This window comes from Massilia sp. AB1 (genome assembly GCF_018119385.1).
Classification (GTDB): domain Bacteria; phylum Pseudomonadota; class Gammaproteobacteria; order Burkholderiales; family Burkholderiaceae_D; genus Telluria.
Window position 1 is genome coordinate 52,551 of sequence record NZ_JAGKSG010000014.1, and the last position, 16,415, is coordinate 68,965.

The window sequence follows — 16,415 nt, forward strand, 5'->3', positions numbered from 1 at the left end:
GCATCACTGAAGGAGAACACCATGCAACGCCGTACGCTGTTCGCCGTCCTCTTGTCCGCCACCCTGGTCTCGCCGCTGGCGCTGGCCCAGGAAGTGATCCGCCTGTCGACCACCACCAGCACCGAGAACTCCGGCCTGCTCAAGGTCCTGCTGCCGGCCTTCGAGGCGAAGACCGGCTACAAGGTCCACGTGATCTCGGTCGGCACCGGCAAGGCGCTGGAGCTGGCCAGGAACGGCGACGTCGACGTGACCCTGGTCCATGCACGCAAGCTGGAAGACCAGTTCGTCGACGAAGGCTGGGGCATAGCCCGGCATGACGTGATGTACAACGACTTCATCGTGGTCGGCCCGGACAACGATCCGGCTAAGCTGAAGGGCGCCAAGGACGTGATCGCCGCCTTCAAGCGCATCGCGGCGACCAATGTGAAGTTCATCTCGCGCGGCGACAACTCGGGCACCGACGTGATGGAGAAGGGCTACTGGCAGCAGGCCGGCGTGAAGCCTGCGGGCGCCAACTACGTGTCGGCGGGCCTGGGCATGGGCGAGGTGCTGAACATGGCGGCCGAGATGCGGGCCTATACCCTGACCGACCGCGCGACCTATGGCGCCTACAAGGCCAGGACCGGCCTGGCCATCATCGTCGAAGGCGACAAGCGCATGTTCAACCCCTACGGCATCATCGCCGTCAATCCCGCCAGAAACCCGAAGGTGAACTACAAGGGCGCGCAGCAGCTGGTCGCCTGGATCACTTCGCCGGAAGGCCAGGGCCGGATCGCGGCCTTCAGGCCGGCGGGCGAGCAGCTGTTCTTTCCGTCGGCGCAGTAAGCCGGCCCGCCCGGCGGCGCGCCAGCAGGGCGAGCGGTCCCAGCATGAGGACCAGGGTTCCGGGTTCCGGCAGCGCAACGTCGGCGCGCTCGACTTCGAGTATGAGCCCGCTGGCGCCGCTCAGCGTCAGCAAGCCGCCGCTGGTGTCGAGTAGCCCGAGGTAGTCGGGAGCGACCGGCAGCGCATCGAGCGCCGCCGTGCCGTCGTAGCTGGCGAAGCGGGGCGCCGCGAAGTCGATCAGGTCGCCTTCCAGCTGGTCGAGGAAACCGGCCAGCACCAGGTCGCGGTTGGTGAAGAAATAGGTCTTGTTGAGCGCTTCGAAGCTGCCGATGCCGGCCAGTTCGATCACCAGCGTCTCCAGCGGCGCCAGGCTGGCGCCGGGGTCGGGCGACTCGAGCAGCTCGCTGTCGGACTTGCCGGTGAGGACGAACCGGGTCGAGGTGAACCCGGTTCCTGCAAGCTCGCCGCTGATGGTGCCGCTGAGCGTGTAGGTCACGGGGACCGCGTGGGCGCCGGCGCCGGCGCACAAGGCCAGGCCAAGGATGGCCAGGTTGAGAAGATGTCGCATGTTTGCTCCTGGGTGAAGGAAGAATCGGGACCAAGCGCTACTCGGACAGCGGACCGGCCGCGCGCGGCAGCTCGCGCAGCGCACAGTCGGCGCACCAGACATCCGCCTCCTGCGCGCCCTTGCGCAGGGCTTCCGCCTTCAGGCGGCTCCTGGTCTGCGCGGCGCCCGATGCGGCGGGAGGCCGGGCGCGCACCAGTGCCGGCGCGGACGAGGTGGCGGCGTTCTTCAATACCAGCGCCTCGACCGCCGCGCCGGGACGGCCGGGGAGGGCGGGCTCTGCTTGCGTCGTCGCCAGCAGGTCGCCGCCCTGCCAGGCGAGCGCGCGCCTGGCGTCGGCCTGCTTGGGTGCGGGAAGCAGCGTGAGGCTGTGGCTGCGCCGGCCCCGGTTCCACACCAGGACGCCGGGACGCTCGCCGCGGCCCCGCACCTGCAGCGCGAGCGCCTTGCCGTCGGGCGACCAGAGCGGCCGGCTGTCCGGGGACACGCCCAGCGCCGCCAGGCTCAGGACCTCATTGCCATCGACCACCAGCTTGCCGGTGCGGGGCCGGCCTTGGGAGAAATGCGGCGCGTCGCCGATCGTCGCGATGTGGGCGCCGTCCGGCGATACCCCGATGCCGCCGCCGTCGTCGATCAGTTCCTGCACTACTTGCCCGCTGGCGGTGTCGACGACCAGGTATTCGCCGCTCGATGGGTTGATCGAGCCGCCGACCAGGATGCGGTCGCGGCCAACCCACTCCAGGTACTCGACCGCCCGCATGCCGCTCGCCACCTCGTCCGGCCCCAGCGGCTTGATCGCGATGGCCGCCAGCTGCTGGCCGTGCCGGTCCGCGATCCGCAGCGTTGCCAGCGGGCGCTGGCGGGCGTCAAGCGGCCCGGCCTCGCTGATGAAGGCGATGCGGTCGCCATCCCTGGACATCAGGGGCAGCGACTTGCGCAAGCCGTCGCGCGCGAAGCAATGCGCCGGCCCGCCGGCCTCGGCGACGCAGACGGCGCCCTGCTGGATGCTCACGGTGCGGTAGCCCGCCGGGGCGGCGCCCGCGCCGGTGCTGATGCATGCCATCAGCAGTATCATGCGCGACATCTTCATTGGAATCTCCTTTCCGGACAGGTCAGTCCTTGCGCGGTCTGGCAGGCGCCGATGCGAATCGGGTTGGCGTAAGCCGCGCAGACCTGCTTGCCGGCCCCGCGGAACAGATCGAGGCGGTAGCCGACGATATGCCCGCCCCTGTCGTTGGCGAGCAGGCCGTCGCCGATGCCGTCGACATCGACCAGCACGCCGCGGCTGGGAATGATGGCAAGGTCGCGGGCGACGGTGCGGTCGGCCACCACCGCCGTGTTGTCCGAACCGCGGACCTCGGCGACGACATTGATGGTGTTGCTGTTGACATCATAGTTCACGTAGCGGCCATCGTTCAGCTGGCCGCTGCCCTGCAGGCGGACGTTGGCGATGAAGGACGCGCAGTAGGTGCCGCTCAGTCCGTTGGGATCGGTGCGCGTTCCGCTGTAGGTCACGCCGCCGATGCGCGTGGAGGTGCAGGAGTCGGGCTGGGCGCCATAGTCCGATTCGAGCGCCAGCATATAGCAGGACATGCCGAAGGCCACGACGCGGTTCCTGTCGTTCACGCTCTGCGCTCCGTCGGCGGTATAGGTGCTGGTCAGCTTGATGCGTCCGCCCGCTTTGGGGCCGCCGCTGTTGGCGGTGGTCCTGAACTCGATGGGATTGGGATTGCTCGTCGCCGTGCCGCCGGACGCGATCTGGACGGTGGGCGGATTCGGCCCGGCCTCGATCGTCCCCACGTGGCTGAAGCTGCCGCCGGCCGGCGTGGCGCTGGCGCTGGCCGTGGTGAGCGTGTTGCGGGTCAGGGTGAGCAGATTCGTGCGGTTCCAGGTGATGACGCCGGTGACGCCGTCGTCGTTGGTGTAGCCGCCGCTGGCCTGGTTGCACGATGGGGCGAAGTTCATGCTCTCGACAAAGCCGATGCAGTCGCCGCCCCCGTTGTAGCGGTTGTTGGTGGTGAAGCTGCCCGGTCCCGTCATGGTGACGGTCATGCTATGGGTGGCCGAGCAGTAGGGAAATTTGCTCGTCCCTGTGAGCGTGGATGCGATATTGCGCACGCCGGCGAAGCTGTCGAGCCAGCTGCCGGCGGCGCTGCATGGGGTGGCCTGGGCCAGCGCATGGTCCGGCGCCGCGCCGAATGCGGCCAGCGTTGCGGCGCACAGCAGCGCCGGTAAAGGCCTGGGCGTCCGCCGCCGCGTGCCTGCTCTCGCGTGTTCCCATTCCTGCCATCGTTGAAGGATCCGTGCGCTCATGCCTCTCTCCTGGTTGGTACGACCGCTTCCATCAGAACATGGCCTTTCCGGCCGGGTTTCGTCGCAGCGCAAAAAATGTGGCAATAATGTTAATAGCTTGCGTTCGCTCTACGGCGCGCGGCCTGGGGCGCGGAAAGGCTAAAGTCGAGGCGGTATTGACACACTCGGAGGACGGTTTGTTTCCGCACATCGAAGAGCAGGTGCGCGCCAGTGTCGAATGGCTGCGGCTGGTGGTGGAGGCGCTCGGCGCGCTGGTGATCGCAGCCGGGGTCGTGCTCGTCGTCGCCGGGCTGGTCCGGCACCTGCTGTCGCGGCAGAGCGGCGGCTTCATGCCGATCCGGCTCACCTTCGCCCGTTACCTGACCATGGCTCTCGAACTGCAGCTGGCCGCCGATATCCTGTCCACCTCGGTGGCGCCGACCTGGGACCGGATCGGCAAGCTGGCTGCCATCGCTGTCATCCGGACTGGCCTGAACTACTTCCTGAGCAAGGAGATCAGGGAGGAAGGCGTGGGCGAAGAGTCCAACTTGCACCGCGCCGGAAGCAGGCGTGCGGAGTAATCGCCTCAAACAATCCCTCTGCCTTGCTCTGAGAGCAACACCCTCGTACACCGAACTCTTCGACCCTCCGCATCGTTCAATGGCGGACACCCAACCCTGGGCGGACTACACGAAAGGATGCGATGTACGGTTTTCCCCGTGACCTGGACTTGGACGATATTGTCGGGTCGGAGATACAGCAGATCTGTCTCGGCCGTTTCGATGTGCAATTTCGTTTTGGTTCAGGGCGCGCAATCTGTACCCAGGCCCTGGTGGAGGTTTTCCAGGGTGGAGAAATGATTTCGGCATGGGATTAGGAGGGGAAGTGGTCGACCGCCAGCTTTCAAGTGCTGCTCGACGCGATCATCGAGGGCTATGCCGTACTCGATGAACGGCTACTGGAAATCCATTTCAAAGATGCCTTGAAGCTGCGCCTGCACGACACTTCCGCCGAGTTCGAAAGTGTCCAGTTTTATCCTGAAATGATCGTTGTTTAAGTAGAGACAGCGCGTGGGCCGTGTAGGATAAGGTTTTGACCCCCAGATATTTATATGCAGCCCGACTGGACAGCACTTCTCGTTGAACCGAAAGCCATACTCGGTCCCTACAAAGGCAAAGCGCCGCCGCTGTCCACCTTCGCCCCCTATGCATGGCGCGCGCAGTTCGACGACGTAGCGATTGCCGGTCAATTCATGCAGCTCCCTGAACAGGTCCCTCCAAGCTGGGGTTCTCGCGATTCGGCGCGTGCGGAAGTGGTATTCGAGTTTCATGATGTCCGGCTGTTTCGCGTCGATGGGGTGCTGGAGCGGAGCGATGAGGACGATTCTCTTCATGGCATGCCATGTGGCATGCCTGGCCAGTGTTCAATCGAGGCCGCTCCTGAGGCCTATATCGATGACGCCGAGCGGGGCATTTTCATCCCTTGGAAACAGTTCAGCTTCACGCAGAAATCGTTCTCACTATTGGTGGAAGCGGGGCATGTCTCGATTTATTGCGGGAGACGCGCGAGCGGACAGTTCGGGCGGTGTCCTCCCTATTGAAAACCATGAAACGCTTTTTGACCCCGCAAGAGAAGAAAGTCTTGCGTTATAAAAAGGACCGGCGAAATACCTTTGCGGAGTCCCGCTCCTCGAGCAGGAAGGCAATCGCCAGCAGAAAGGCGCTTGCAAGCCGGTCCCTCCGGCATGCACAAAATGTTGCGCTGACCCGATCGCTTGCACTCCTCGACGATGCCGATCCGATCGCCCGGAAGACGGGGACGAATTCTTGGCGAAAGATTCCTGATTCTCCCTTGGCTGACTATGTCGGCAGGAAACTGAAGTTCCGTGCGATGAGAGGCATGAACAAGCCTCAGCAAGTGTCCGCCCTGTTGCGAAAGGCACGTCAGAAACTGGTGCCAAGGGAAAAGCGCTTCAAAGGACCACTGCAAGAGGACATGGATTGACTTCACCGCGCGTTCCGCCACCTACGTCATGTCTGGAGCACTCCCATCCGCTGCATCAACTGCTTACGGTAGCTCCGGCTTATCCTGAGCCGGACACCGCTTTTCAGCACCGCCTCGTGCTCCCCATCCGCATTCAACTCGATCGCCTGTAATCGATCGAGGTTGATCATGGTCGACCGGTGGATCCTGCAAAAGAGCGCAGGGTCCAGATCCGCCTCAAGTTCCGCCAGGCCGCGGCGCATCAAGTGCACCTGCGTCCCGACATGCAAGGACGCGTAGTAATCCGCCGCTCCGATCCAGTCGATGTCGGGAATCGGCAGGAACAGGACTTGCCCCGCATTCTTGAGGACGAGACGCTGATCGGATTTCCTGTTTGTCGTCAGCTTCTCCCTCGCCCTCGCCAAGGCCATGTCGAAGCGCTCGTCGCTGTACGGCTTGAGCAGGTAGTCCAGCGCACCCGCATCGAATGCCTTCAACGCATAGCTGTCATAGGCGGTCACGAAGATGACGGCAGGCGGCAGGTTCGCGCCCAGCATCTCCAGCACGTCGAAACCATCGCAGCCCGGCATCTGGACATCGAGGAAGACCAGATCCGGCCTGCATGCCCGCATGGCGTCGGCCGCCGCCTTGCCCTGGTCGTATTCGCCAGCCAGCTCGATATCGGCGTGCCGGCGCAGCAGCTCCTTCAGGTTGGCGCGTGCGGGCGCCTCGTCGTCGACGATGAGCGCGCGGATTGTTCGGGCAGCGTCTTGCATGGCTCAGGAATGAACAAGTGGAAGGGTAATCCTGACCTCGACCCCATCGCCACGGTTGCACAGGTCGAGCGTAAAGTTCCCATCGTAGAGACTCGCGAGACGCTGGCGCACGTTCGCCAGGCCGATCCGGCCTGCCGGGACGGCGGCCGGCAAAGGCGGTCCATCGTTGTAGACCGCTATCGATAATCTGTCGGCCGCCGTACCGATCGTCACGCCGATTCTGCCGCTTTCCGGCCGGTGGGCAAGGCCGTGTTTAAAGGCGTTTTCGACGAGGGGCTGGAGCAGCAGGGTCGGCACCTGCGCCGACAGGAGGGCCGGCGGCGCGTCGACACTGTAGTGCAGCCGCTCGCCGAAACGCATTTTCTGGATGGCGAGGTATTTGTCCAGGAAGGCCAGCTCTTCGTCCAGTGTGGCCAGGTTGCGGTCGGCGTCCGCGAGCACCCGGCGCAGCAGCTCGCTGAGCCCCGTGATCATGCCCACGGCGGCGTCGTTGCGCCGCTCGCGGACCAGGCCCGTGATCGTATTCAGGGAGTTAAACAGGAAATGCGGCTCGATCTGGCGCCGCAAGGCGTCGAGCTGTGCCTGGACGAGCTGCTCGTTCAACTGCGCGCGCTTGGCCCGCTCCAGCATCAGCCCTTCGCGGGCGCGTACGCCATAGCCGATGGCCAGCGTCGTCACGTACAGCACCACGCTGGTCAGCATGCCGTTGACGAAGTGCTGGCGCCATAGCTCGCGCCAGGACGGCGGCGGTGTCGCGAGCCACGGGTCGAGGGCCTGTTCGAGTACAGCGGTCCACAGCGCGGACAGTAAGCCGATGCCCAGGCAGGCAAGAAGATGGCCGGGCCACCCGAGGCGCTGCGCATCTTGCGCGGCGATGCGCATGCCCAGCCGCAGAACCGCCGGCGTGGCCACGGCCCAGACCAGCCAGTACAGCATCCGGAAGCAGAACAGCTCCGGCCAGGCATGGTGCATGCCGCCGGACTTCATGACGATCAGCGTTTGTATCGCGTCGAACAGGCCGATGCCCGACCACGCCACGGCGGCCCAGAACCAGTCGCGTGACATCCAGCGGCCAGGAAGAATGGGGGCTGAAGTGGAAGTCTGCATGCGTGAACGATAAACGAAAAAGTGAACGGTTTGCAAAAAATGCAGCGAAACGACGGCGCCATGCAGCGGCCGGCATCGCCATGGGCGGAGGCGGCCGTCACACTGGGTCGTCTTGTTCATCAAGGCGTCTCGTTTTCGTTAACCTAACAAACTCCTTCCATGCCCAAGCTCAAACACTTCCTTGCCTGCGCTTTGCTGGCGGTCTCTCTGCCCGCGCTGGCCGTGGTTATCCGGCACGATGTCGCCGACCTGAAGTACCGGGTCCAGGAAACGCCGATGCGGGCCATCGCCAACTTGCCTCATGAGGGCCATGGCGTCCTGATCGCGCCGCAATGGGTTCTCACCGCCGCGCACGCGACCCAATGGCATCCGGTGACGGAGATCATGCTGAACGGCGCATGCCGCAAAGTCGAGCGCCTGATCGTCCACAAGGGCTACAAGCCGCTGCCGAAGGCGCTGACGGCAGCCGAGGCGGATGCCGCCCACGGGATAGCGCATCTGGCCGCATCCGATGACATCGCCTTGATCAAGTTGTCGGAACCCGTCACCGATGTGCAGCCGCTCGCGCTCTACCGCGGCGATGACGAAGCGGGCAAGCTCATGCAGGTAATGGGAATGGGTGCTACCGGCACCGGCGAGCGTGGGTTGGAGCCGCACAGCGCGCACCGTACTGCGATGCGGCGCGCATTCAATGTCGTCGGCAGCGCCGATGCGCGCTGGCTTGGCTATGTGTTCGATTCCGGGCCAGGCGCGCATCCGCTCGAAGGCACGAGCGGGAACGGAGACAGCGGCGGCCCGATCCTCATCGAAGAGGACGGCGAATGGAGGCTGGCGGGGCTGACATCCTGGGTGTTTGCTGAAGGTAAGGTCAGTGCGTGGCAGTCCGGCAGGTACGGCAGCAAAAGCTTTGCCGTTCGCGTGTCTCGTTATCTGCAGTGGATACAACAGGAGATTGCAACAAAGGGTTCACCCGGTTTCAGGAACTAGGTTTCTCTGGATGGCCGATGGCGTGCGAAAGATTGCGGCGCGCCTGCTCCTCGAAGCGACGACGTAGCGCGGGCGTCGCATAGATGGGCTCACGCTCGAGAAATGCCTGGAGAACGGCGCGGCGCCTGGCGGCGTAGATGTCCGGCGCCACCCAGGCATATTCGGCCCGGATCTGCTGTTCGTATTCGGCGAAGCGCGCCTCGGGAGCGCCGAGGATGGACAGGTCGATGTCGGTCAGCAGGGCCGCGTCCCGTGTGCCGGGGAGGGCGTTGTGGCAAGTCGCCATGACCAGGTCGTGGATGCGGCTGCAGGCCTGCTCGCCGAGTCCTGCGGCGTGCAGCGCCGTGACTGCCCAGTGCGCCGAACGGGCTTCGTTGTCGTGCGCGCGCACATCGTAGACGGCGTCGTGGAACCACAGCGCCAGTTCGATCTCGTCGAAGCGCTCCGCCTCGGCCCTGAAGGTCTCGGCAAGCGCCAGGCATTCGCCGAGGTGCTGGAGGGTGTGATAGTGGCGCTGCGCCTCGCTGTAGGCGTCCAGCAGCGCGCCGCACAGGCCTTCCGGTTCCGGCAGGTCCATCCTCTGCCACAGCGCCGCCCAGCGTGCCCTCAAGCCGTCCATGGCCTTACATCAGGATGACGTCGTACTGCTCCTGGTGGTAACCCTTCTCCACCTGCAGCGAAATGCGCTTGCCGATGAAGTCGCCCAGCATCGCCAGGTGCTGGGATTCCTCTTCCAGGAACAGGTCGACCACCTCCTGCGAGGCGACGATGCGGAATTCGCGCGGGTTGAACTGCTTGGCTTCGCGCAGCAGCTCGCGCAGGATCTCGTAGCAGATCGTGCGGCTGGTCTTGACCTGGCCCTTGCCGGAGCAGGCGGGGCAGGGTTCGCACAGGATATGGGCCAGCGATTCGCGGGTGCGCTTGCGCGTCATCTCGACCAGGCCGAGGGCGGAGAAGCCGCTCACCGAGACTTTCGTGCGGTCGCGCGCCAGGGTCTTCTTCAGCTCGGCCAGCACCGCGTTGCGGTGCTCGTTGTTCTCCATGTCGATGAAGTCGAGGATGATGATGCCGCCCAGGTTCCGCAGGCGCAGCTGGCGCGCGATCGCGTGCGCCGCTTCCAGGTTGGTCTTGAAGATGGTGTCGGCGAAGTTGCGTCCGCCCACGAAGCCACCGGTGTTGACGTCGATGGTCGTCATCGCCTCGGTCTGGTCGACGATCAGGTAGCCGCCGGATTTCAAATCGACGCGGCGGCCCAGGGCGCGCAGGATTTCTTCCTCGACGCCGTAGAGGTCGAACAGCGGACGCTCGCCGGTGTAGTGGGTCAGGCGCGACAGCACGCTGGGCGTGTACACCTGGGCGAAGTCGACCAGCTTCAGGTAGTTCTCGCGCGAGTCGACCTGGATGGTGGCCGTCTCGTCGTGCACGAAGTCGCGCAGCACGCGCTGGGCCAGGCTCAGGTCCTGGTAGAGCAGGGTGGTAGGCGGCTTGGTGCGCGCGCCCTGGACGATGGCGCCCCAGGTCTTGCGCAGGTAGTCGATGTCGGCCTTCAGGTCCTCGTCCGAGGCTTCCTCCGCCTGGGTGCGCACGATGTAGCCGCCTTTTTCCTCGCTCGGCAGCAGGTTCTGCATGCGGGTGCGCAGCAGTTCGCGGTCGGCTTCCTTCTCGATCTTTTGCGAGATGCCGATGTGCTGGTCCTGCGGCAGGTAGACGAGCATGCGGCCGGCGATCGAGATCTGGGTCGACAGGCGCGCACCCTTGGTGCCGATCGGGTCCTTGATCACCTGCACCGTCAATACCTGGCCGTCGAACAGCAGCTTTTCGATGGGGGTAGGAGGGGTGCCGTTGCCTTCGTGGCTGCGCGCTTCCCAGATGTCGGCCACGTGCAGGAAGGCGGCGCGTTCCAGGCCGATGTCGATGAAGGCAGATTGCATGCCCGGCAGCACGCGCACGACCTTGCCCAGGTAGATATTCCCCGCCAACCCGCGCGTGAGCGTGCGCTCGATGTGCAGCTCCTGAACCGCGCCCTGCAGGACCAGCGCGACGCGCGTTTCCTGCGGTGTGATGTTGATGAGGATGTCTTCGTTCATGGACCCAGCCGTGCAATGTTGTTCAGAGTGACATGATACACGGTGGTTGGCCCGGCGGCGGAGCCGCCAGGACCAGGATGACGCGCGGCGTATTTACAGGACGTAGCCGGCTTTGCGCAGCAGGTTCGCCGTCTCGAACAGCGGCAGGCCCATGATGCCGGAGTGGCTGCCTTCGATGTGCTCGATGAAGACCGCCGCCGCGCCCTGGATGCCGTAGCCGCCGGCCTTGTCGTAGGGCTCGGGCGAGGCGCAGTAGGCGCGGATCTGTTCCGGCGTGAGCTTGGCGAAGCGCACGGTCGACACTTGGGTGATCTGCTCGGCGATGTTCATGCCGTGCACGGCCACCGAGGTCAGCACCTCATGGGTGCGGCCGGACAGGCGTTCCAGCATCTCCACCGCTTCCCTGGTGTTGGCCGGCTTGCCAAGGATCTGGCCGTCGATGGTGACGGTGGTGTCGGCCGACAGCACCGGGCGCAGCGGCTGGCGCCGGCTCAGCACCATGTTCCAGGCGAAGGCGCCTTTTTCGCGCGCCACGCGGGCCACGTAGTCCACGGGCGCCTCGCCCGCATGCACGTCTTCACTGACGTCGGCGCCGCGCACCGGGTCGTTGCGCAGGGCCAGCAGTTCGAAGTCGACGCCGATCTGGCGCAGCAGTTCGCGCCTGCGCGGGCTCTTGGAGGCGAGATAGATTTTCTTGTCGTTAGGTCTCGTGAACATGGCGCTCAGACGCGGTGGTAAGGATGGTTCTGGGTGATGGTCCAGGCACGGTACAACTGTTCCGCCAGCATGACGCGCACGATTCCGTGCGGCAGCGTCATGCTGGAGATGCGGATCATGCCTTCGGCGCGCGCCTTCAGCTCCGGATCGAGGCCGTCGGCCCCGCCGATCAGGAAGGCGGTGTCGCGCCCGTCCTGCTGCCATTGCTCCAGCTGGCGCGACAGGCCGACACTGGTCAGGTCCTTGCCGCGCTCATCCAGTGCAATGATGCGCACGCCTTTCGGCAGCACCGCTTCGATGCGCTCGCGTTCGAGCGCCATCGCGGTGGCCGCCGTCTTGCTGCCGGACCGTTCGACCGGCTTGATTTCCTTGAGCACGATGCGCAGCTCGGGCGGCATGCGCTTGACGTACTCGGCAAAGCCGGTCTCGATCCAGGCCGGCATCTTGTGGCCGACCGCAACAATCATCAACTGCATGAAGGCTTACTCGGCCGCTTTCTTCACGCGGCGGATCACCTTCTTCACCGGCGCCTCGTCGGCTGCCGGCGCTGCCGTCTTGGCGGCGCGCTTCGGCGGCTTGGCCTTCAGCGCTTCGACGGCCGCGGTTTCGCTCTTGCTCGGCGCTACCTTGACGGTCTTGCCGGTCGGGACCTTTTTGGCGGCCGGTTTCTTGGCGGCGGTTTCGGTTGCAGCTTTCTTGGCCGCGGGCTTGCGCTCGCGCACCGGCTTGGCTTCCGGCTGCTCCTGGTTGGCCGCCAGGTGCTTGGACTTGGTCTTCGGCGCGTCCGCTTCCGCCGCTTCCGGGGTCGACTTGCGCTTGGCCGCGCCCAGCTTGACCGGCTTCTCGCCCCAGATTTCTTCCAGGCGGTAGTACTGGCGGATCGCCGGCTGCATGATGTGGACGATCATGTCGCCCAGGTCCACCAGCACCCATTCGCCGGTGTCTTCGCCTTCCAGGCCAACCACGTCGCCGCCTGCGGCCTTGACCTTGTCGCGCACCGACGCAGCCAGCGCCTTGGTCTGGCGGTTCGAGGTGCCCGAGACCACGGCGATGCGGTCGAACAGGCTGGTCAGGTGGGTGGTGTCGAACAGGACGATGTCCTGGCCCTTGACGTCTTCCAGGGCGTCGACGACCAGCGTTTGCAGTTTCTTGATATCCATTAGTTTTTATATAGGTTGTGTTGTTGAATATAGTCTAGCACTTGCGCCATCACCAGCGCGCTAGCGTCTGCGCCCGAGCGCAGGGCCTCGCGGATCCGGGTGGCGGAAATATCGACCGCCAGCGTATGCGCCAGACAAACTTTTCCGTGCGGGCTATTCCGCACTGCGTCCGGCGTTGCAAGCCGCGCGGACAATTCTTGGGCGACGGCGGGCGGCAGCTTGTCGCTGGCCAGCTCGTAGCCGGGGCGTGCGGCCACGCCCAGGTTGGCCAGGTCGAACAGCGCATGCCATTCGCGCCAGCTGTCGAGCTTTTGCAGCTGGTCGGCGCCCATCAGGAACACGATGGAAGCGTCCGGGCCCAGCTCGGCGCGCAGGGCGCGCAGGGTGTCCACCGTGTAGGTCGGCTGGCCGCGCTCGATTTCCTGCAGATCCAGCAGCACCGGGAAAGGCTTGTCCTTGAAGGCCAGTTCCAGCATGGCGACGCGGTCCGCATCGCTGGCCTGCAGCGCGCCTTTTTGCCAAGGACGGGCCGGCAGTACGCGCAGCTGGTCGGGTTGCAGCAGATCGGCGAACAACTCGGCCAGTGCGACGTGGCCGTGATGCACTGGGTCAAAACTTCCTCCCAGCAAGGCAACGCAGAAGGTCACGACGCCAGCCAGTCCCGGTGGACCAGGAAGTCCGAATACAGCTGGGCCTCGAGGCTGCCGGGTTCCGGATGCCAGTCGTAGCGCCATTTCACGATCGGCGGCATCGACATCAGGATGGCCTCGGTGCGGCCGCCCGACTGCAGGCCGAACAGGGTGCCGCGGTCCCAGACCAGGTTGAACTCGACATAGCGGCCCCGGCGGTAAGCCTGGAAGTCGCGTTCGCGTTCGCCGTAGGGCGTGTCCTTGCGCGCCTTCAGGATCGGCAGGTAGGCGTCGAGGAAGCTGTCGCCCACGCTCTGGACCATCGCGAAGGACTGGTCGAAGTCCACTTCGTTGAAGTCGTCGAAGAAGATGCCGCCCACGCCGCGCGGCTCCTTGCGGTGCTTCAGGTAGAAGTATTCGTCGCACCACTTCTTGAAGCGCGCGTGCAGGTCGCCGCCATAGGGCGCGAGCGCGTCGTGGCAGGCCTGGTGGAAGTGGCGGACATCGATCGCGTTGCCGTAGTAGGGCGTCAGGTCCATGCCGCCGCCGAACCACCAGACCGGTTCCTTGCCTTCCGCCGTGGCTTCGAAAAAGCGCACGTTCATGTGCACGGTGGGGGCGTAGGGGTTACGCGGGTGCAGGACCAGCGACACGCCCATGGCTTCCCAGGCGCGGCCCGCCAGTTCCGGGCGCGCGGCCATGGCCGACGGCGGCAGGCTGGCGCCCATCACGTGCGAGAAATTCACCCCGCCGCGCTCGATCACATTGCCTTCCTCGATCAGGCGCGAGATCCCGCCGCCGCCTTCCGGCCGTTCCCAGGCGTCGCGCAGGAAGGGCTTGCCGTCGACTTCCTCGAGGGCTTGCACGATGCGGGCCTGGAGCGCGAGCAGCCAGGCTTTGACGGCGTGGGGGGACGGGGTGGACATGCGGATCGGATAAGCTTGTGAAAAGTGGGCAGATTGTACACCTGCCGTTAAGGTGTTGAGATGTTTGGTGTTCGCTGGGTGTTTCGGCTGCTCGAAGAAACTTGGGTTCCGGCCTTCGCCGGAACGACGGTCTTGAAGCGGGTGGCTGAAAATCGCTGATCTGATTTCGGCCACGTCCCTTAGCACGTCGTTCCGGCGCAGGCCGGAACCCAAGTTTGTGTGCGTACCCGCTGGCGAGAGCTCAGCGATAACGCGGACTTACTTCACCCCACGCCACCCGATATCGCGGCGGTACTGCGCGCCGTTGAAGTGGATCTTCTCCACCGTATCGTAGGCCTGCTTCTGCGCCATCTTGACGCTGTCGCCCAGGCCGACCACGCACAGCACGCGGCCGCCGCTGGTCTGCAGGGTGCCGCCCACCATCTGGGTGCCGGCGTGGAAGGTCACGCATTCCGGGGTCTCCGGCGGAATGCCGTCGATGATGTCGCCCTTGCGCGGGCTTTCCGGATAGCCTTCGGCGGCCATCACGACGCCCACCGCGGTGCGGCGGTCCCATTCCAGTTCCACCGCGTCCAGGGTGCCGTTGCAGGCGTGGTCCACGACGCTCAGGAGGTCGCTCTTCAGGCGCGCCATGATCGGCTGCGTCTCCGGGTCGCCCATGCGGCAGTTGAATTCCAGGGTGCGCGGGTTGCCTTCGGCGTCGATCATCAGGCCGGCGTACAGGAAGCCGGTGAAGATGATGCCGTCCTTGGCCATGCCCTGGATGGTCGGGTTGATGATCTCGCGCATCACGCGCGCGTGCATCGACGGGGTCACGATCGGGGCGGGGGAGTAGGCGCCCATGCCGCCCGTGTTCGGGCCTTCGTCCTGGTCCTTGAGGCGCTTGTGGTCCTGGCTGGTGGCCAGGGGCAGCACGTTCTTGCCGTCGCACATGACGATGAAGCTGGCTTCTTCGCCGGCCAGGAATTCCTCGATCACGATGCGCGCGCCGGCGTCGCCGAAGGCGTTATCCGACAGCATGTGGTCGACGGCCGCGTGGGCCTCGTCCAGGGTCATCGCCACCACCACGCCCTTGCCGGCCGCCAGGCCGTCGGCCTTGATGACGATCGGGGCGCCGTTGGCGTTGACGTAGTCGTGCGCTTGCGCCGCGTCCGAGAAGCTCTGGTACTTGGCGGTCGGGATGCCGTGGCGCTGCATGAAGGCCTTGGCGAAGTCCTTCGAGCTTTCCAGCTGCGCCGCTTCCTTGGTCGGGCCGAAGATCTTGAGGCCGCGCGCGCGGAACAGGTTGACGATGCCGGCGGCCAGCGGCGCTTCCGGGCCCACCAGGGTCAGGTTGATGCCTTCGGCCACCACGAAGTCGGCCAGGGCCGCCGGGTCCGTGATCCCGACGTTGACCAGGTGCGGATCGAGTTCGGTGCCGCCGTTGCCTGGGGCGACGAAGACGGTCTGGACGCGTTCGGATTGGGCCAGTTTCCAGGCCAGGGCGTGTTCACGGCCGCCCGAGCCGACTACGAGGATTTTCATGGGAGCTTCCGGTTTATTCTTCGATCACGGCGTTGGTGTACACCTCCTGGACGTCGTCCAGGTTTTCCAGCGCGTCGAGCAGCTTCTGCATCTTGAGGGCGTCTTCGCCGGTGAACACGGTTTCGGTGGCCGGCTTCATGATGACTTCCGCCACTTCGGCCTTGAAGCCGGCTTTTTCCAGCGCGTCCTTCACGCCGGCGAAGGCGAACGGGTCGCACAGCACTTCGAAGCCGCCTTCCTCGTCGGGGATCACGTCGTCGGCGCCGGCTTCCAGCGCCGCTTCCATCAGCTTGTCCTCTTCCACGCCCGGCGCGAACAGGAACTGGCCGGTGTGCTTGAACATGAAGGCCACCGAACCCTCGGTGCCCATGTTGCCGCCGAATTTGCTGAAGGCGTGGCGCACTTCGGCCACGGTACGCACGCGGTTGTCGGTCATGCAGTCGACGATGATCGCCGCGCCGCCGATGCCGTAGCCTTCGTAGCGGACTTCTTCGTAGTTGACGCCTTCCAGGCCGCCCGATCCGCGCTGGATCGCGCGGGTGACGTTATCCTTCGGCATGTTCGCGTCGGCCGCCTTGTCCACGGCGAGGCGCAGGCGCGGGTTGGTGGCGACGTCGCCGCCGCCCATGCGGGCGGCCACGGTGATTTCCTTGATCAGGCGCGTCCAGATCTTGCCGCGCTTGGCGTCGGTGGCGGCTTTCTTATGCTTGATGTTGGCCCATTTGCTGTGTCCAGCCATGTCGAGAATCCTTAGACGAGAAGGGAGGGCCACCGCCCTCCCAGAATGCAAGAGTGGCCGACATTCTAACATAGGCCCCTCTTGCAAAATCGCCGGGT

At 65.1% G+C, this 16,415-nt stretch carries 20 protein-coding genes; 6 read left to right on the forward strand and 14 right to left on the reverse strand.

What is annotated here, in order from left to right:
• Positions 1-21: 21 nt before the first annotated feature.
• Complete coding sequence (locus tag J8847_RS10545; RefSeq protein WP_211524652.1) at positions 22-825, forward strand: extracellular solute-binding protein; 804 nt, start codon at positions 22-24, stop codon at positions 823-825.
• Here the strand turns inward: J8847_RS10545 and J8847_RS10550 are convergent.
• The 3 genes from J8847_RS10550 to J8847_RS10560 are packed head-to-tail and all read right to left on the reverse strand — an operon-like array spanning position 782 to position 3,703.
• Positions 782-1,393: a hypothetical protein gene (locus tag J8847_RS10550; RefSeq protein WP_211524653.1), complete on the reverse strand. Its 612-nt coding sequence runs from the start codon at positions 1,391-1,393 to the stop codon at positions 782-784. The two genes, J8847_RS10545 and J8847_RS10550, sit on opposite strands and share 44 nt — an antisense overlap.
• A gap of 37 nt (positions 1,394-1,430) precedes the next feature.
• On the reverse strand, positions 1,431-2,480 hold the full coding sequence (locus tag J8847_RS10555) for a hypothetical protein (protein WP_211524654.1): 1,050 nt from the start codon (positions 2,478-2,480) through the stop codon (positions 1,431-1,433).
• The gene (locus tag J8847_RS10560) at positions 2,477-3,703 is read right to left on the reverse strand and encodes a hypothetical protein (protein ID WP_211524655.1); all 1,227 of its coding nucleotides are present in this window, start codon (positions 3,701-3,703) and stop codon (positions 2,477-2,479) included. The genes J8847_RS10555 and J8847_RS10560 overlap by 4 nt, the downstream gene beginning before the upstream one ends.
• A gap of 155 nt (positions 3,704-3,858) precedes the next feature.
• On the opposite strand from J8847_RS10560, the gene J8847_RS10565 reads away from it, so the two are divergent.
• The 4 genes from J8847_RS10565 to J8847_RS10580 all read left to right on the forward strand — a co-directional run bounded on the left by J8847_RS10565 (position 3,859) and on the right by J8847_RS10580 (position 5,686).
• Positions 3,859-4,263 (forward strand): DUF1622 domain-containing protein, encoded by a 405-nt coding sequence (locus J8847_RS10565; protein ID WP_229429695.1) that lies wholly within the window; start codon positions 3,859-3,861, stop codon positions 4,261-4,263.
• Positions 4,264-4,589: 326 nt separating this feature from the next.
• Positions 4,590-4,739: a hypothetical protein gene (locus J8847_RS10570; RefSeq protein WP_211524656.1), complete on the forward strand. Its 150-nt coding sequence runs from the start codon at positions 4,590-4,592 to the stop codon at positions 4,737-4,739.
• 54 nt (positions 4,740-4,793) lie between these two features.
• A complete protein-coding gene (locus J8847_RS10575) occupies positions 4,794-5,282 on the forward strand; it encodes a hypothetical protein (RefSeq protein WP_211524657.1) in 489 nt (162 codons plus the stop codon).
• A gap of 5 nt (positions 5,283-5,287) precedes the next feature.
• On the forward strand, positions 5,288-5,686 hold the full coding sequence (locus J8847_RS10580) for a hypothetical protein (protein WP_211524658.1): 399 nt from the start codon (positions 5,288-5,290) through the stop codon (positions 5,684-5,686).
• A 26-nt stretch (positions 5,687-5,712) separates the two neighbouring features.
• Here the strand turns inward: J8847_RS10580 and J8847_RS10585 are convergent, their stop codons facing one another.
• Positions 5,713-6,441 carry a LytTR family DNA-binding domain-containing protein gene (locus tag J8847_RS10585; RefSeq protein WP_211524659.1) on the reverse strand — a complete coding sequence of 243 codons (729 nt, stop codon included), beginning with the start codon at positions 6,439-6,441 and terminating at the stop codon, positions 5,713-5,715.
• Positions 6,442-6,444: 3 nt separating this feature from the next.
• On the reverse strand, positions 6,445-7,668 hold the full coding sequence (locus tag J8847_RS10590; RefSeq protein ID WP_211524660.1) for a sensor histidine kinase: 1,224 nt from the start codon (positions 7,666-7,668) through the stop codon (positions 6,445-6,447).
• Between the two features lie 39 nt (positions 7,669-7,707).
• Between J8847_RS10590 and J8847_RS10595 the strand changes: the two genes are divergently transcribed.
• On the forward strand, positions 7,708-8,535 hold the full coding sequence (locus J8847_RS10595) for a trypsin-like serine protease (RefSeq protein ID WP_211524661.1): 828 nt from the start codon (positions 7,708-7,710) through the stop codon (positions 8,533-8,535).
• Here the strand turns inward: J8847_RS10595 and J8847_RS10600 are convergent.
• The 9 genes from J8847_RS10600 to J8847_RS10640 form a co-directional block, all read right to left on the reverse strand.
• Entirely contained in the window at positions 8,525-9,154 is a 630-nt protein-coding gene (locus tag J8847_RS10600) for an N-methyl-D-aspartate receptor NMDAR2C subunit (RefSeq protein ID WP_211524662.1), read from the reverse strand. The genes J8847_RS10595 and J8847_RS10600 overlap by 11 nt on opposite strands.
• A 4-nt stretch (positions 9,155-9,158) precedes the next feature.
• A complete protein-coding gene (gene rng, locus J8847_RS10605; RefSeq protein ID WP_211524663.1) occupies positions 9,159-10,622 on the reverse strand; it encodes a ribonuclease G in 1,464 nt (487 codons plus the stop codon).
• 93 nt (positions 10,623-10,715) lie between these two features.
• A complete protein-coding gene (locus J8847_RS10610) occupies positions 10,716-11,339 on the reverse strand; it encodes a nucleoside triphosphate pyrophosphatase (protein WP_211524664.1) in 624 nt (207 codons plus the stop codon).
• Between the two features lie 5 nt (positions 11,340-11,344).
• On the reverse strand, positions 11,345-11,815 hold the full coding sequence (rlmH, locus tag J8847_RS10615; RefSeq protein ID WP_211524665.1) for a 23S rRNA (pseudouridine(1915)-N(3))-methyltransferase RlmH: 471 nt from the start codon (positions 11,813-11,815) through the stop codon (positions 11,345-11,347).
• 6 nt (positions 11,816-11,821) lie between these two features.
• Positions 11,822-12,499: a ribosome silencing factor gene (gene rsfS / locus J8847_RS10620; protein WP_211524666.1), complete on the reverse strand. Its 678-nt coding sequence runs from the start codon at positions 12,497-12,499 to the stop codon at positions 11,822-11,824.
• Positions 12,499-13,146 carry a nicotinate-nucleotide adenylyltransferase gene (nadD, locus tag J8847_RS10625; protein WP_373999879.1) on the reverse strand — a complete coding sequence of 216 codons (648 nt, stop codon included), beginning with the start codon at positions 13,144-13,146 and terminating at the stop codon, positions 12,499-12,501. Before nadD ends, rsfS begins: the two co-directional genes overlap by 1 nt.
• Positions 13,143-14,054: an oxygen-dependent coproporphyrinogen oxidase gene (hemF, locus tag J8847_RS10630; protein ID WP_211524668.1), complete on the reverse strand. Its 912-nt coding sequence runs from the start codon at positions 14,052-14,054 to the stop codon at positions 13,143-13,145. The genes nadD and hemF overlap by 4 nt, the downstream gene beginning before the upstream one ends.
• A gap of 258 nt (positions 14,055-14,312) precedes the next feature.
• On the reverse strand, positions 14,313-15,578 hold the full coding sequence (purD, locus tag J8847_RS10635) for a phosphoribosylamine--glycine ligase (protein WP_211524669.1): 1,266 nt from the start codon (positions 15,576-15,578) through the stop codon (positions 14,313-14,315).
• 13 nt (positions 15,579-15,591) lie between these two features.
• Entirely contained in the window at positions 15,592-16,317 is a 726-nt protein-coding gene (locus J8847_RS10640; protein WP_211524670.1) for a YebC/PmpR family DNA-binding transcriptional regulator, read from the reverse strand.
• Positions 16,318-16,415 lie beyond the last annotated feature (98 nt).

Excerpts from the sequence above, each read along its gene's own strand:
- J8847_RS10545 (WP_211524652.1), top strand. The coding sequence starts at position 22 with ATGCAACGCCGTACGCTGTTCGCCGTCCTCTTGTCCGCCACCCTGGTC.
- J8847_RS10550 (WP_211524653.1), bottom strand. The coding sequence starts at position 1,393 with ATGCGACATCTTCTCAACCTGGCCATCCTTGGCCTGGCCTTGTGCGCC.
- J8847_RS10555 (WP_211524654.1), bottom strand. The coding sequence starts at position 2,480 with ATGAAGATGTCGCGCATGATACTGCTGATGGCATGCATCAGCACCGGC.
- J8847_RS10560 (WP_211524655.1), bottom strand. The coding sequence starts at position 3,703 with ATGAGCGCACGGATCCTTCAACGATGGCAGGAATGGGAACACGCGAGA.
- J8847_RS10575 (WP_211524657.1), top strand. The coding sequence starts at position 4,794 with ATGCAGCCCGACTGGACAGCACTTCTCGTTGAACCGAAAGCCATACTC.
- J8847_RS10580 (WP_211524658.1), top strand. The coding sequence starts at position 5,288 with ATGAAACGCTTTTTGACCCCGCAAGAGAAGAAAGTCTTGCGTTATAAA.
- J8847_RS10585 (WP_211524659.1), bottom strand. The coding sequence starts at position 6,441 with ATGCAAGACGCTGCCCGAACAATCCGCGCGCTCATCGTCGACGACGAG.
- J8847_RS10590 (WP_211524660.1), bottom strand. The coding sequence starts at position 7,668 with ATGAACAAGACGACCCAGTGTGACGGCCGCCTCCGCCCATGGCGATGC.
- J8847_RS10595 (WP_211524661.1), top strand. The coding sequence starts at position 7,708 with ATGCCCAAGCTCAAACACTTCCTTGCCTGCGCTTTGCTGGCGGTCTCT.
- J8847_RS10600 (WP_211524662.1), bottom strand. The coding sequence starts at position 9,154 with ATGGACGGCTTGAGGGCACGCTGGGCGGCGCTGTGGCAGAGGATGGAC.
- rng (WP_211524663.1), bottom strand. The coding sequence starts at position 10,622 with ATGAACGAAGACATCCTCATCAACATCACACCGCAGGAAACGCGCGTC.
- J8847_RS10610 (WP_211524664.1), bottom strand. The coding sequence starts at position 11,339 with ATGTTCACGAGACCTAACGACAAGAAAATCTATCTCGCCTCCAAGAGC.
- rlmH (WP_211524665.1), bottom strand. The coding sequence starts at position 11,815 with ATGCAGTTGATGATTGTTGCGGTCGGCCACAAGATGCCGGCCTGGATC.
- rsfS (WP_211524666.1), bottom strand. The coding sequence starts at position 12,499 with ATGGATATCAAGAAACTGCAAACGCTGGTCGTCGACGCCCTGGAAGAC.
- hemF (WP_211524668.1), bottom strand. The coding sequence starts at position 14,054 with ATGTCCACCCCGTCCCCCCACGCCGTCAAAGCCTGGCTGCTCGCGCTC.
- purD (WP_211524669.1), bottom strand. The coding sequence starts at position 15,578 with ATGAAAATCCTCGTAGTCGGCTCGGGCGGCCGTGAACACGCCCTGGCC.
- J8847_RS10640 (WP_211524670.1), bottom strand. The coding sequence starts at position 16,317 with ATGGCTGGACACAGCAAATGGGCCAACATCAAGCATAAGAAAGCCGCC.